Genomic DNA, 12,615 nt, shown 5'->3' on the forward strand with positions numbered 1-12,615 from the left:
CCGGGGCGGCGCTTCCTCGTATGTCATTTCAGCTCGTCCAGGGTCAGGGAGAAGCTGGGCAGGAAGGTGTCCATGAAGTAGGCCACCTCCGGCAGGTCAAAGGCCTCCAGGGCCCTGCGGGTCTGGGCGGCGGCCTCCCGGAACTCGGCGTTGCCGGCCTTGAGCTCCTCCAGGCACTTGATATGGGCGGAGAGCTTGTCCGCCGCTTTCACCAGCCGCTCCACCTCCGGGTCCACGGCGGTCAGCACCGGGGCATAGGCGGACTGGAGTTCCGGCGGCAGCATCCGCAGCAGCTTCCCCTCTGCCACCGCCTCCACATCCTTATAGGCGGTGCGGATGGCGGGGTTGTCGTACTTGATGGGGGTGGGCATGTCGCCGGTGAGGATCTCGCTGGCGTCGTGATACAATGCCGCCGATGCGACAAGTCCCGAGTCCACATGACCGCCGAATTTCTCATTGCGGATCAGGGCCAGGGCGTGGGCCAGCACCGCCACCTGGTGGCTGTGCTCCTGGACGTTTTCCGGGGCGGTGTTGCGCATGAGGGCCCAGCGCTGGATGAACCGCATCCGGGAGATATAGGCGAAAAAGTGGCTGTTCATGGTCTCACTCCTTGATGGTCCCGTAGAGGAATTCCCCGTCGGCGGAGGTGATGGTCACGGAGCGGATCTGATTGTGCAGGTCCTCCCCCTTCACCAGCACCTCGGCGTAGTTGGGGGCGTGGCCGAAGAACCACCCGTCCTTGGGCTGCTCGAAGAGAACGGGGTAGGTCTGCCCCACGCAGCCGGCCAGATAGGCCCTTTGCAGCTCCGCGGCCACCGCCGCCGCCCGGTGGGCCCGGTCCTCCTTGACGGATTTGGGCACCTGGCGCATCTTGGCCGCCGGGGTGCCGGGGCGGATGGAGTAGGGGAAAATGTGCATCCGGGCAAAGCCGCAGGCGCGGATGAAGTCCAGGGTCTTTTCAAACTCCGCCTCTGTCTCCTCCGGGAAGCCCACGATCAGGTCCGTGGTGACGGCGGGACGGTCGAAGTGGGCCTTCAGCAGCTCCACGGACTGGAGATACCGGGCGGTGTCGTACTTGCGGTTCATGCGGCGCAGCGTCTCGTCACAGCCGCTCTGCATGGACAGGTGGAACTGCGGGCAGAGGTCCGGCAGCTGCGCCGCCCGGCGGCAGAACGCCTCCGTGACGGTGCGGGGCTCCAGGCTCCCCAGCCGCAGCCGCACCCCCGGCGCCGCCGCGGCGATGGTCTCCAGCAAATCGATCAGGCTCTTGCCATCCTTAAAATCCTGGCCCCAGGAGGAGATCTCGATGCCGGTGACGACGATCTCCCGGTATCCGGCGGCCTTCAATCCCGCCGCCTGTTCCGCCGCCCGGTCCAGCGGCAATGAGCGGACCCGCCCCCGGGCGTAGGGGATGATGCAGTAGGAGCAGAAGTTGACGCAGCCGTCCTCCACTTTTAAAAGGCACCTCGTCCGGTCCTCCAGGCCCCCCGCGGGCAGCACCTCGAACTCCCGGCGGTCGAAAGAATTGTCCAGGGCCACCAGGCGCCGCCGCTCCTCCGTCTCCCGCTCCAGCAGGTCCAGGAAGCCGGTCCGGTCCCCGGTGCCGGCGATCAGGTCCACGTCCAGCTGCTCCACGTCCTCCGGGTGGGTCTGGGAGTAGCAGCCGCACAGGGCCAGCACCGCCTGGGGATGTTCCCGCCGGACCCGGTAGAGCATCTGCCGGGACTTGCGGTCGCTGACCGCCGTGACGGAGCAGGAATTGACCACATAGGCGTCCGCCGCCTCCTCAAAGGGCACCACCTGGTGGCCCCGGCGGCGCAGCTCCTGCTCCATGGCCTGGGTCTCGTATTGGTTCACCTTGCAGCCCAAGGTGTAAATGGCAATTTTCATGGAATCTCCTTGCACTTTCCGAAAATCCTCTATATAATGGTCTGACGCGCTCATATTATACCGATTTTTTCTCCAATGGGCAAGTCCCAACAAAGGAGGTCTTTTTTCACCATGATCTATCTGGACCACGCCGCCACCACCCCGATCCCCCGGGCCGTGGCAGACGCCATGTATGAAGTGCTGGCGGAGCGCTTCGGCAACCCCAGCTCCCAGTATCCCCTGGGGGCGGACATGAAGCGGGCGGTGGAGCAGTGGCGCCGCACGGTCGCCCAGGCTCTGGGCTGCGATGCCGGGCGGCTGTATTTCACCTCCTGCGGCACCGAGGCCGACGCCTGGGCCGTCACCGCCGCCTGCTGGCAGAACCGGCATCTGGGCAAGCACATCGTCACCACCGCCGTGGAGCACAGCGCCGTCCTGGAGTCCTGCCGCTGGATGGAGAAGCAGGGCTATGAGGTCACCTATGTGGCCCCCGGCAGCGACGGTGTCATCACGGCGGAGGACATCTTATCCGCCGTCCGCCCCGACACGGCCCTGGTCTCCTGCATGCTGGTCAACAACGAGCTGGGCTGCCTCTACCCCATTGAAGAGATCGCCCGGGGGCTGGCGGCCAGAAACCCCAAGACCCTGCTGCACACCGACGCGGTCCAGGGCTTTTTGAAGGTGCCCTTTGCCGCAAACACCCTGGGCGCGGACTTCATCTCTATCTCCGGCCACAAGATCGGCGGCCCCAAGGGCATCGGCGCGCTGTACATCGGCCCCCGGGTGAAGAACCCCCGCCCCCTGCTGCCCGGCGGCGGCCAGGAGGGAGGCCTGCGCTCCGGCACCGAGGCCACCGCCCAGATGGCGGGCTTCGCCAAGGCCGTGGAGCTGCGGACGGAGCGCCTGACGGAGATCCTGGACCACATGGCGGCCCTGCGGGCCCACGCTGCGGAAGTCCTCGGCGCCATTCCCGACCTGAAGATCCTGGGCGGCGGCCCCGCCGCGCCCCACATCCTGTCCGTGTCCCTGGAGGGCTGGCCCAGCCAGAACATCGTCACGGACCTGGGCAGCCAGGGCATCTGCATCTCCGCCGGCTCCGCCTGCCACCGGGGCAAGCCCAGCCACGTGGTGGCGGCGCTGAAGCTGCCCAAAAAGGTCTCCGGCGGCGTGATCCGCCTGAGCTTCGGCCCGGAGACCACCTTTGACGACATCGACCGGTGTGCCGAGGCCCTGCGCCGCCATCACGACACCCGGATGCCCATGCTGTAAGATATCAGGCCTTCACAGGCCCTCGTTTCAAAGGAGTTGTACCCATGCCGTCCTTCCTCCGCCGGGAGCGGGGCTTTTACAAGCGGATGTGGCTGCTGGCCCTGCCCCTGATCCTGCAAAACCTCATCACCACCTCTCTAGGCTTCGTGGACACCTTCATGGTGGGCCTGCTGGGCCAGAACGAACTCTCCGCCGTCACCGCCGCCAACTCCCCCATTTTCCTGCTCCAGGTCATCATCTTCGGCCTGATGAGCGGCCTGACCGTACTGGTGAGCCAGTACTGGGGCAAAGGCGACATCGACGCCATCAACCGCTCCATGGGCGTGGCCATGTACGCTGGCCTCGGCATTGCCCTGGCCATGGCCGCCGCCATGTTCTTCCTGCCCCGGCAGGTCATGGGCCTTGTCACCAACAACGCCCTGCTGATCGAGCTGGGGATGCCGTACCTCCGGATCGTGGGCGTCAGCTACGTGTTCAACGCCGTCAGCTCCGTGTATGTGTCCATGCAGCGCAGCACGGAGCGGCCGGTGTTCGGCCTGGCGGTGTTCGCCGCGTCCATGCTGCTGAACACCTTCCTCAACTATGTCCTGATCTTCGGCAAGCTGGGCGCCCCGGCCCTGGGGGTCACCGGCGCCGCCATCGCCACGCTCACCTCCCGGATCGTGGAGTTCGCCATCGTGGCAGCGGCCGCCGCAGTCACCCACCGGGTGCCTCTGCGGCCGAAGGCACTGCTGCGCCCCGGACGGGCCATGACCGCCAGCTTCCTCAAGTACGCCTCCCCGGTCATTGTCAACGAGAGCTTCTGGGGCCTGGGCACCACGGTCATGACCGCCATCATGGGCCACATGGCCATCTCTGCCGACATGCTGGCGGCCTACGCCATCATGGGCAACATCGACAAGTTCTCCACCGTCACCTGCTTCGGCGTGGCGGGGGCCACCGCCGTGATCGTGGGCAAGCGGATCGGCGAGGGCGCCGGGAAGGACGAGGTCTACTCCCTGGGCTGCTGCCTGCTGACGGTGTCCCTGGGCGTGGGCATCGTGGTGGCCGCGGCCCTGGCTGTGGTACTGCCCACGGTGTTCATCCCCTACCTCTATCCCCTGTTCCACCTGGACGGGCTGGCTCTCCAGATCGCCGTCACCATGTGCGTGGTGTACATCTGCATGATGCCTATGAAGGCCTTTGACATCACCAACATCACCGGCCTCCTCCGGGCCGGCGGCGACGCCCGCATGGCCTTCGTCATCGACCTGGCTCCCCTGTGGGTGGTGGCGGTCCCGCTGACCACCCTGGCCGCCCTGGTGCTGGATGCGCCGGTCACCATTGTGTGCCTGTGCATCCAGACGGAAAACGTATGTAAAATGCCCCTGGGCGTACTGCGGCTGCGCAGCCGGAAATGGATCAACGACATCACCCGGGGAGGCGCTGCGGCATGAGCCTGTTCTGCTGTCCCCTCTGCGCCGCGCCTCTGGAGCGGACGGAACACACCTACCGCTGCCCGGCAGGCCACAGCTTCGACATCTCCAGGGAGGGCTACGTCCACCTGCTGCCCCCCAACCAAAAGCACTCGGCCGCTCCCGGAGACGACAAGGCCATGGCCGCTGCCCGGCGGGAATTCCTCTCCAAAGAGTATTACAGGCCGCTGCTTAATACGCTTTGTAGTCAGATTTTGTCCCTTTCCGGCGAAGCGCCCCGGATTTTGGACGCCGGCTGCGGTGAAGGGTATTACACCACCGGCATCTATGCGGCCCTGACCGCCGCCGGAAGGCAACCGGTCATGGCGGGCACCGACATCTCCAAGTTCATTCTCCGCTACGCCGCCCGCCGGTGCCGGGAAATCGAGTTCGCCGTGGCCTCGTCCTACCGCCTGCCCCTGGCGGACGAGAGTGTGGACCTGCTGCTGAACTGCTTCTCCCCTCTGGCCCTGGAGGAGTTCCGGCGGGTATTGCGGCCCGGCGGGCACTTCCTCTACGTGGTCCCGTCGGCGGACCACCTGTGGCAGCTGAAGGAGGTCCTCTACGACCACCCCTACCCCAACGAGGAGAAGGAGACGCCCTATGAGGGTTTCACCTATCGCACCATCGTGCCGGCGGAGGATACCATCCACCTGCCCTGCCCGGCGGACATCCAGGCCCTGTACCACATGACCCCCTACTGCTGGAAAACCCCGAAGGAGGGAGCGGAGCGGCTTGCGCAGCTGGAGAAGCTGGACTGCCGCATCGCCTTCCGCATCCATATCTTCCAAAAAAAGGAGGACTCCCTATGAACGCCAATCCCACCCGTTCGGCCCTGATCCTCATTGACATGGAAAACGGCTTCGTGGAGCCGGAGGGCGGCCACTGCATCCGCTTTGCCAAGTCCACGGTGCCCGCCTGCGTGCGGGCGGTGGAGACCGCCCGTGAAAAGGGCATCCCGGTGTTCTTCGTCAAGCGCATCTACCGCGCCGACGGCAGCGATGTGGAGCTGACCCGGTATGCCGGGTGGGTGGCAGGCGGGCGGGCCTGCGGTCCCGCCTCCACCGGTCCCAACAGCGCCCAGGCGCCGGAGGGCCTGCGGCCCCGGCCCGGAGACTACACCATCTGGAAGCCCCGGTGGAGCGCCTTTTTCCACACAGAGCTGGACCTGATCTTGCGGCGGCTGGACATCCGGACCGTGATCCTGGCGGGCACTACCACCCCCAACTGCGTCCGCACCACCTGCTACGACGCCATCGCCCTGGAGTACAACACCGTGGTACTGACGGACTGCTGCTCCTCCCAGACCGAGGAGATCCAGCGGGTGAACCTGGAGGACATGGGCCGGGCCGGCGCCATCCTGATGGACAGCGCCGCCTTCCGGGACTTTGCACCCGACACGGTGCCGGACACCTCCGCCGCTATCCGGGCGGCCATGGAGGGCGAGGACATCATCCCCGAGCCCTTTGCAGAGGGCCCCGACGGCATATACTGGCCGGACCGGTGGTAACGAAGATCAAGGGAGCGTATGCCGAAAGCATACGCTCCCTTTTTGTTATCCCAGGTCCACCGTCCGGGTGGCCACGGTGCCGCAGAAGCGCCCATCGTGCTCCACGAACAGCAGCGTGGGCCGGCAGGAGAGGATCAGCTCCTCCACCTGCATCCGGCTCAGCACGTCCACGTAGTTCAGCGGCTCGTCCCAGATGTAAAGGTCCGCCTCTTCACAGAGGCTGGCGGCCAGCAGCACCTTCTTTTTCTGCCCGGCGCTGTACCGGGACAGGTCCATCTCAAACTGGGACCGGGGGAAATCCAGCTTCCGCAGCACCGTGTGGAACCGGGTGGCGTCCAGCCCCCGGGCCCGGAGGAAGTCCGTCAGGCTGCCGGAGAGGCTATCGGTACTCTGGCTCACGCAGGAGATCACCAGGCCGCTGCGTGTTTCCACCCGCCCGGCGGCAGGAGTCAGCTCCCCCAGGGCCAGACGGAGCAGGCTGGTCTTGCCGCAGCCGTTGGGACCCCGGAGGGCGATCCGCTCTCCGGAACACACCTCAAAGCCGACGCCGGCGCAGACGGTGCGGCCGCCGTAGGCCACGGACACGTCCCGCAGCTCCAGGAGCCGCCGGCCCGGCGGATTGGGCCGGGGCCGCAGCAGCAGCGTCTCCTGCTTCTCCACGTCCCGCAGCAGCCGGGACTTTTCCTCCACGGCCTCCTCCCGCCGCCGCTGGATGGCCTTGGACCGCTTCATCAGTTTGGCCGCCTGGTGGCCCACGTAGCCCCGGTCTGCCGCCTTGGCGCCGGTCTTGTCCACGCCGAACTTCCCCTGCTCGGTCCGGTCGGACCAGGCGGAGGCCCGGCGGGCCGCCTCATTCAGGCGGCCGATGTCCTTTTGCAGCTTCTCCTGCCGGGCCCGCTCGAAATCGTCCTGGCGCTGCTTGTTCTCCCACCAGACGGAAAAGCTCCCCCGCCGCACCTGAGCCCCGGTGGGCGTCAGGGCCAGGGTGTGGTCTGTGCACCGGTCCAGGAAGTCCCGGTCGTGGGACACCAGGAGGAACCCCCGCTTGCGGCTCAGATACGATGCCAGCTTTCGCCGCCCCTCCAGATCCAGGTGGTTGGTGGGCTCGTCGATGAGCGGATAGGCGTCTTCCCGGAGAAACAGCGCCGCCAGCAGCACCTTCGTCCGCTCCCCGAAGGAGAGGGTCGCAAAGGGCCGGTCCAGGGCCTCCTCCGGCAGATCCAACAGCCCCAGCTCCCGCCGGAGCTGCCACTCCTCCGCCTCCGGCGCGGCGGCGGCCGCCACGGCCCGGACCGTCTGCTCCGGCCGGTCCACCGGGTACGGGAAATACACGCAGTTTACGGAGGCGGCAATGCTGCCGCCGCAGGGCAGCTGTCCCGCCAGCAGCCGCAGCAGCGTGGTCTTGCCCCGCCCGTTGCGGCCGGTGAAGCCCAGCTTCCAGTCGGTGTCCAGCTGGAGGGTCAGCCCCTCAAATACCGGCTCCGGGCTTCCGTCATAGGCAAAGGTCAGATCCGTAAGTTCGATCAGTGACATGGCTGTGCTCCTTCCAATCAAATAAAATCGGCCGCGGGAAAGGCGCACCTCTCCCGCGGCCGGACACACAGCCGCGAGGCCTCCGCCGCAGCGGAGGTCCGTTCACAAGGGGTCCGGGAAGAGAGCGTCAGCGTTCCTGCGGGCGCGCGGCACCGGGACGGCCGTGAGCCGTCCGTTTTCCGCGTGAAACTCGCAAGTCAGCTGCGCATCTTCCCACCCCTTCGTCAAATTCTGTTCTTATGATACCACGCTGTTGTCCGGGACGCAAGTCCCGTCTCTCTCCGGCGGGAAGGTCACCGTGAAGGTACTGCCCCTGCCCTCCCGGCTCTCCAGGTCCACCCGGGCGCCCAGGTAGGCCGCTCCGTGCTTGACAATGGACAATCCCAGCCCTGTGCCGCCGCCGGAGTGGCTCTTGTCCACCCGGTAGAACCGCTCAAACACCCGGCTCTGCGCTTCCCGGGGGATTCCCACACCGGTATCGGTTACACTGACCCGCGCCCCATCAGACCCGTTTTCCACGGTGACGGTGACACTGCCGCCGGGGTGGTTGTAGACCACGGCATTGTCGCAGAGGTTGTAGAGGATCTCCTCCACGATCCGGGGCACGCTCCGGACCACCGCCCCGCCGCCGGTCAGAGTGAGGGCAACACCCTTGCCCTGGGCCGCGTCAGTCAGGCGATCCAGCACCCGCCGGGCAGCGGCGTGCAGGTCCACGCTCTCCCAGGGGCCCAGGTCCCCGCCCTCATCCAGCCGGGACAATCGGATGATGTCGTTGACCAGGCTGATCAGCCGCTGTGTCTGACGGTGGATGTTGCCGGCGAAGTGCTCCACATCTGCCGGAGCCACCATACCGGTTTTCAAAATCTCTGCGGTACCCAAAATAGAGGTCAGGGGCGTTTTCAGCTCGTGGGAGACATTAGCGGTGAACTCCCGGCGCAGAGCGTCCCGGCGCTCCTTCTCCGTCACGTCCAGCACCATCAGCACCGCGCCGGCAGTCTGCCCCTCCCGCCGGGCGGGACTGGCGATCACCTGGCGGCAGCTGTCCTCACTCTCCAGAAGGACCTCGCACCGCCGGCCCGCCAGGGCCTGCTCCACACAGCGGCGGAAGGGCGCCTCCCGATTCAGAGCGTAGACGCTCTCGCCCTCCGGCGCCGCCTGGGCGCCCAGCAGCCGCAGCGCCGCCGGATTGCAGGCCAGCACCCTCGTCTCCTGATCCACCGCCACGAAGCCCTCGCTCATGGTCTCCGTCAACGCGGCAAACTCCTCCTGCCGCTGGCGCAGATCCTCCATCTGCCGGCGGATCTGCCGCTGCTGGCTGCGGATCTTCCCCAGCAGCGGGGAGAGCTCCTCGTAGCACTCCGCGGTCTCCGGTGCGTCCAGATCCAGCTGATTGATGGGCGCCACCAGCTGCTTTGAAACCCGGGACGCCAGCGCCAGAGCCAGCACCGCCGCCAGCAGCATCATCAGCGCCACGGGCTGGGCGGCCTGCAGTACCATGGCCCAGACGGTGTACTGGGTATCCGCTACCCGTACCACGGAGCCATCGGACAGCCGCAGAGCGTAATACAGCGTCTTTTGCGCCAGGGTATCCGAGTAACGGGCAGCGGTGCCGGTTCCGGCCAGCAGAGCCTGGCGGATCTCCTGGCGCTGAGCGTGGTTGTCCATGGCGGCGGGATTCTCCTGGTTGTCCCAGAGGACTGTGCCGTCCGAGTCCACCCAGGTGATCCGGCTCTCACCCGGCAGGTCCTTCAGATACTCTGTCCCGCTCTGCTCCACTCCCCGCGCGATATAGGCCGCCCTGGCGGCCAGCTCCCGGCCCACCTGGTCCTCAAAATAACCGTGGAGTACGCCGGTCACCAGCACCAGGCTGGCCGCCAGCACCACCAGCGTCACACCCAGGATGGAGCGGAAGATCCGCTTTGTCATGATCTCCGCCTCCTCACATCTCGCTGATTTTGTAGCCGTAGCCCCGAACGGTTTCGATATACGCGCCCGCGGGCCCCAGCTTCTGCCGCAGCGTGCGCATATGCACATCCACGGTGCGGCTCTCACCGGTGAAGGCGTAGCCCCAGACCTGTTGGATCAGGGTCTCCCGGGACAGCACCCGCCCCCGGCTGCGCAGCAGCAGGCACAGCACCTCAAATTCCTTCTGGGTGAGCGCCACCTCCCGGCCCTCCACATGAACGGTATGGCGGTCCGGATCCACCTCCAGGCAGCCCATGTGCAAAGGCCCGCTGCTGCGCTCTGTGCGCCGCAGCAGCGCGCGGATCCGGGAGAGCAGCTCCATCATGCCGAAGGGCTTTGCCACATAGTCGTCCGCCCCGCCGTCCAACCCCAGAACCTTGTCATATTCCGTGCTCTTGGCTGTCAGCATAATAACGGGCACTGATGCAGTCCTGGGGCCGGAACGGAGCTTTTTCAGTACGCTGAGGCCGTCCTCCTCCGGCAGCATGATGTCCAGCAGCACCAGGGTGGGCGCCGTCTCCTCCACTGCCCGCCAGAACTCCGAGGGCAGGCCAAAGCCCCGGGCCTCCATTCCCTGGCTGTTGAGGGAGTAGATGACAAAGTCCCGGATGCTGTCGTCGTCTTCCAGTAAGTAGATCATGGCTTGCCTCCTATGTGAAAATCGGCCCATAGGCCGGGGTCTCCCCCGGCTTATGGCCGCCCGCTCTCCGCCGGTGGGCGGCGGTACTCAGTCCCCGGCGGGGTGGATACCGGTAATGCCGTATTCCACCCACTCGGCCACGTTGGTGGCATGGTCGCCGATGCGCTCCAGATACTTGGCCACCATAATAAGGTCCAGCCACAGCTCTCCGGAGGCTGCGTCCACCGCAATCAGGGCGATGAGTTCCTTCTTGATCTGATCAAACAGCGCGTCCACCTGGTCGTCCTGAGCGCGGACCGCCCGGGCCAGGTCCAGATCCCCCTTGACAAAGGAGTCCACGCTGTCAGTGACCATGCGGATGACGGCTCTGGCCATCTCCCCGATGTGGACCCTTCCGGACCCCTCGGGCACTCGGGCAAAACGGGTCAGCTCCGCGATGTCCGCCGCCTGGTCGCCGATGCGCTCCAGGTCGGAGATCATCTTCAGTGCCGAGGAGATCTCCCGCAGGTCCTTTGCCACCGGCTGCTGCTGCAGCAGCAGCTTCAGGCACAGGCTCTCGACCTCCCGCTCCTTCTGGTCGATCTCCCGCTCGGCCTCCTGCGCGGACCGGGCCAGGGCCTCGTCCCCCCGGATCAGGGCCTCCGCCGCGGCGGCGATGGCATCCTCGCACAGTGCGCCCATCTGAATCATCTCTACATGCAGCCGCTCCAGCTGCTGGTCAAAACGATTGCGCATATCTCTCCATTCCTCCCTTATCCGAACCGTCCGGTGATGTAGTCCTCGGTGCGCTTGTCGGAGGGGGTTGAGAAGATCTGCTCCGTCTTTCCGAATTCCACCAGATCACCCAGCAGGAAAAACGCGGTGTTGTCAGACACCCGGGCGGCCTGCTGCATATTGTGCGTCACCATGATGACAGTATACTTGCTTTTCAGCTCCACCGCAAGGTCCTCGATCTTGGAGGTGGAGATGGGGTCCAGCGCGCTGGTGGACTCGTCCATCAGCAGCACCTCCGGCTCCACTGCCAGGGCCCGGGCGATACAAAGGCGCTGCTGCTGGCCGCCGGAGAGGCCCAGGGCGCTTTTTTTCAGCCGGTCCTTGACCTCGTCCCAGATGGCGGCGGCGCGCAGGGAGTTTTCCACGATCTCGTCCAGCTTGGCCCGGGACCGGATGCCGTGGGTCCGGGGTCCGTAGGCCACGTTGTCATAGATGCTCATGGGGAAGGGGTTGGCCTTCTGGAACACCATGCCGATCTGCTTGCGCAGCCAGGTGGTGTCCACCGTGGGGTCGTAGATGTCCTGACCGCCGTAGTTGACCGAGCCCTCGATGCGGATGCCGGGGATCAGATCGTTCATGCGGTTGAGGGTTTTCAAAAAGGTGGATTTTCCGCAGCCGGAGGGCCCGATCAGGGCGGTGATCTCATGGGCCGGAATGTCCACGCTGACGCTGTGGAGGGCGTGGTGCGCGCCATACCACAGGTTCAGGTCCTTTACTTCAATGATGGCAGACATATCGGATTCTCTCCCGTTCATTTCTTCAGTCTCCGCCCCGCGAGGGTGGCGGCCAGGTTGATCAGCAGGGTCAGCAGCATCAAAATGGTGGCGATGGCAAAGCCCACGGCCGTCTCACCCCGCTCGCTGTACATATACAGCGCCACCGTCAGCGACCCGGAGGCCGCCTGGAGAGAGGTGAGGAAATCATTGAGCACCACACCGAAGCCGGCGGTGTACAGCAAAGCGGCGGATTCGCCCACAATACGGCCCACCGCCAGGATGCAGCCGGTGACGATGCCGTCCACAGAGTTGGGCAGCACCACGGTGCGGACCATGTGCCACTTACCGGCCCCCAGAGCCAGAGCTCCCTCCCGGTAGGACTGGGGCACGGTCTTGAGGCTTTCCTGGGTGGTGCGGACGATGGTGGGCAGGATCATCACCACCAGGGTGAGGCTGCCCGCCAGCACGCCGGTCTTGAGGCCGAAAAGCTGGATGAAAAACAGCATGCCCACCAGGCCGAAAATGATGGAGGGGATGCCCGTCAGGGTCTCGGTGGCGAACTCGATGACCGCCACCAATCTGCGATTGGTGGCATACTCCGTCAGGTAGATGGCGGCGCCCACGCCCAGGGGCAGCACGATCACCATGGCCAGCAGCACCAGATAGAGGGTGTTGAGGATGTTGGGCAGGATGCCGATGGTGTCGTTGAGGTAGCTGGTTTGGGTGGAGAGCAGCTGCCAGGTGACGTTGGGGATCCCGCGGTAAAAGATATAGCCGATGATCAGCACCAGCAGCGCGCAGGTGATGAAGCCGCTGAGGTACAGCAGCGCCCGCAGCGTCCGGTCGTAGAGGCGTCGGCGGGCGGAGAGGGACCGGTTGCCCATG

The 12,615-nt window shown here is 65.8% G+C and carries 12 protein-coding genes; 4 read left to right on the top strand and 8 right to left on the bottom strand.

Annotation, left to right across the window (positions count from 1 at the left end):
• Window positions 1-23: 23 nt before the first annotated feature.
• Both yfbR and mtaB read right to left on the bottom strand, forming a co-directional pair.
• A complete protein-coding gene (gene yfbR, locus ACVDHE_RS03085) occupies window positions 24-599 on the bottom strand; it encodes a 5'-deoxynucleotidase (protein WP_418725190.1) in 576 nt (191 codons plus the stop codon).
• A 4-nt stretch (window positions 600-603) separates the two neighbouring features.
• Complete coding sequence (gene mtaB, locus ACVDHE_RS03090; protein ID WP_213039614.1) at window positions 604-1,890, bottom strand: tRNA (N(6)-L-threonylcarbamoyladenosine(37)-C(2))-methylthiotransferase MtaB; 1,287 nt, start codon at window positions 1,888-1,890, stop codon at window positions 604-606.
• Between the two features lie 111 nt (window positions 1,891-2,001).
• Between mtaB and ACVDHE_RS03095 the strand changes: the two genes are divergently transcribed.
• Genes ACVDHE_RS03095 through ACVDHE_RS03110 form a run of 4 tightly spaced genes read left to right on the top strand, consistent with a single transcriptional unit; the run spans window position 2,002 to window position 6,102 of the window.
• Window positions 2,002-3,138: a cysteine desulfurase family protein gene (locus ACVDHE_RS03095; protein ID WP_213039615.1), complete on the top strand. Its 1,137-nt coding sequence runs from the start codon at window positions 2,002-2,004 to the stop codon at window positions 3,136-3,138.
• A 44-nt stretch (window positions 3,139-3,182) separates the two neighbouring features.
• Window positions 3,183-4,574, top strand: a complete 1,392-nt coding sequence (locus ACVDHE_RS03100) for an MATE family efflux transporter (protein ID WP_458885553.1) — start codon at window positions 3,183-3,185, stop codon at window positions 4,572-4,574.
• Window positions 4,535-5,404: a putative RNA methyltransferase gene (locus tag ACVDHE_RS03105; protein ID WP_458885554.1), complete on the top strand. Its 870-nt coding sequence runs from the start codon at window positions 4,535-4,537 to the stop codon at window positions 5,402-5,404. The genes ACVDHE_RS03100 and ACVDHE_RS03105 overlap by 40 nt, the downstream gene beginning before the upstream one ends.
• Window positions 5,401-6,102: a cysteine hydrolase family protein gene (locus ACVDHE_RS03110; protein ID WP_458885555.1), complete on the top strand. Its 702-nt coding sequence runs from the start codon at window positions 5,401-5,403 to the stop codon at window positions 6,100-6,102. The genes ACVDHE_RS03105 and ACVDHE_RS03110 overlap by 4 nt, the downstream gene beginning before the upstream one ends.
• A gap of 45 nt (window positions 6,103-6,147) precedes the next feature.
• Here ACVDHE_RS03110 and abc-f read toward each other — a convergent pair whose 3' ends face one another.
• The 6 genes from abc-f to pstA form a co-directional block, all read right to left on the bottom strand.
• Complete coding sequence (gene abc-f, locus ACVDHE_RS03115; RefSeq protein WP_458885556.1) at window positions 6,148-7,635, bottom strand: ribosomal protection-like ABC-F family protein; 1,488 nt, start codon at window positions 7,633-7,635, stop codon at window positions 6,148-6,150.
• A gap of 237 nt (window positions 7,636-7,872) precedes the next feature.
• Complete coding sequence (locus tag ACVDHE_RS03120) at window positions 7,873-9,561, bottom strand: ATP-binding protein (RefSeq protein ID WP_458885557.1); 1,689 nt, start codon at window positions 9,559-9,561, stop codon at window positions 7,873-7,875.
• Window positions 9,562-9,574: 13 nt separating this feature from the next.
• A complete protein-coding gene (locus ACVDHE_RS03125) occupies window positions 9,575-10,240 on the bottom strand; it encodes a response regulator transcription factor (RefSeq protein ID WP_458885559.1) in 666 nt (221 codons plus the stop codon).
• A gap of 87 nt (window positions 10,241-10,327) precedes the next feature.
• Entirely contained in the window at window positions 10,328-10,975 is a 648-nt protein-coding gene (gene phoU / locus ACVDHE_RS03130; protein WP_213039621.1) for a phosphate signaling complex protein PhoU, read from the bottom strand.
• A gap of 17 nt (window positions 10,976-10,992) precedes the next feature.
• Complete coding sequence (gene pstB, locus ACVDHE_RS03135) at window positions 10,993-11,748, bottom strand: phosphate ABC transporter ATP-binding protein PstB (protein ID WP_249539366.1); 756 nt, start codon at window positions 11,746-11,748, stop codon at window positions 10,993-10,995.
• 17 nt (window positions 11,749-11,765) lie between these two features.
• Window positions 11,766-12,614, bottom strand: coding sequence for a phosphate ABC transporter permease PstA (gene pstA / locus ACVDHE_RS03140; RefSeq protein ID WP_325224226.1), 849 nt, complete (start codon window positions 12,612-12,614; stop codon window positions 11,766-11,768).
• Window position 12,615: the final 1 nt, after the last annotated feature.

It is taken from the genome of Dysosmobacter sp. Phy (assembly GCF_054476235.1).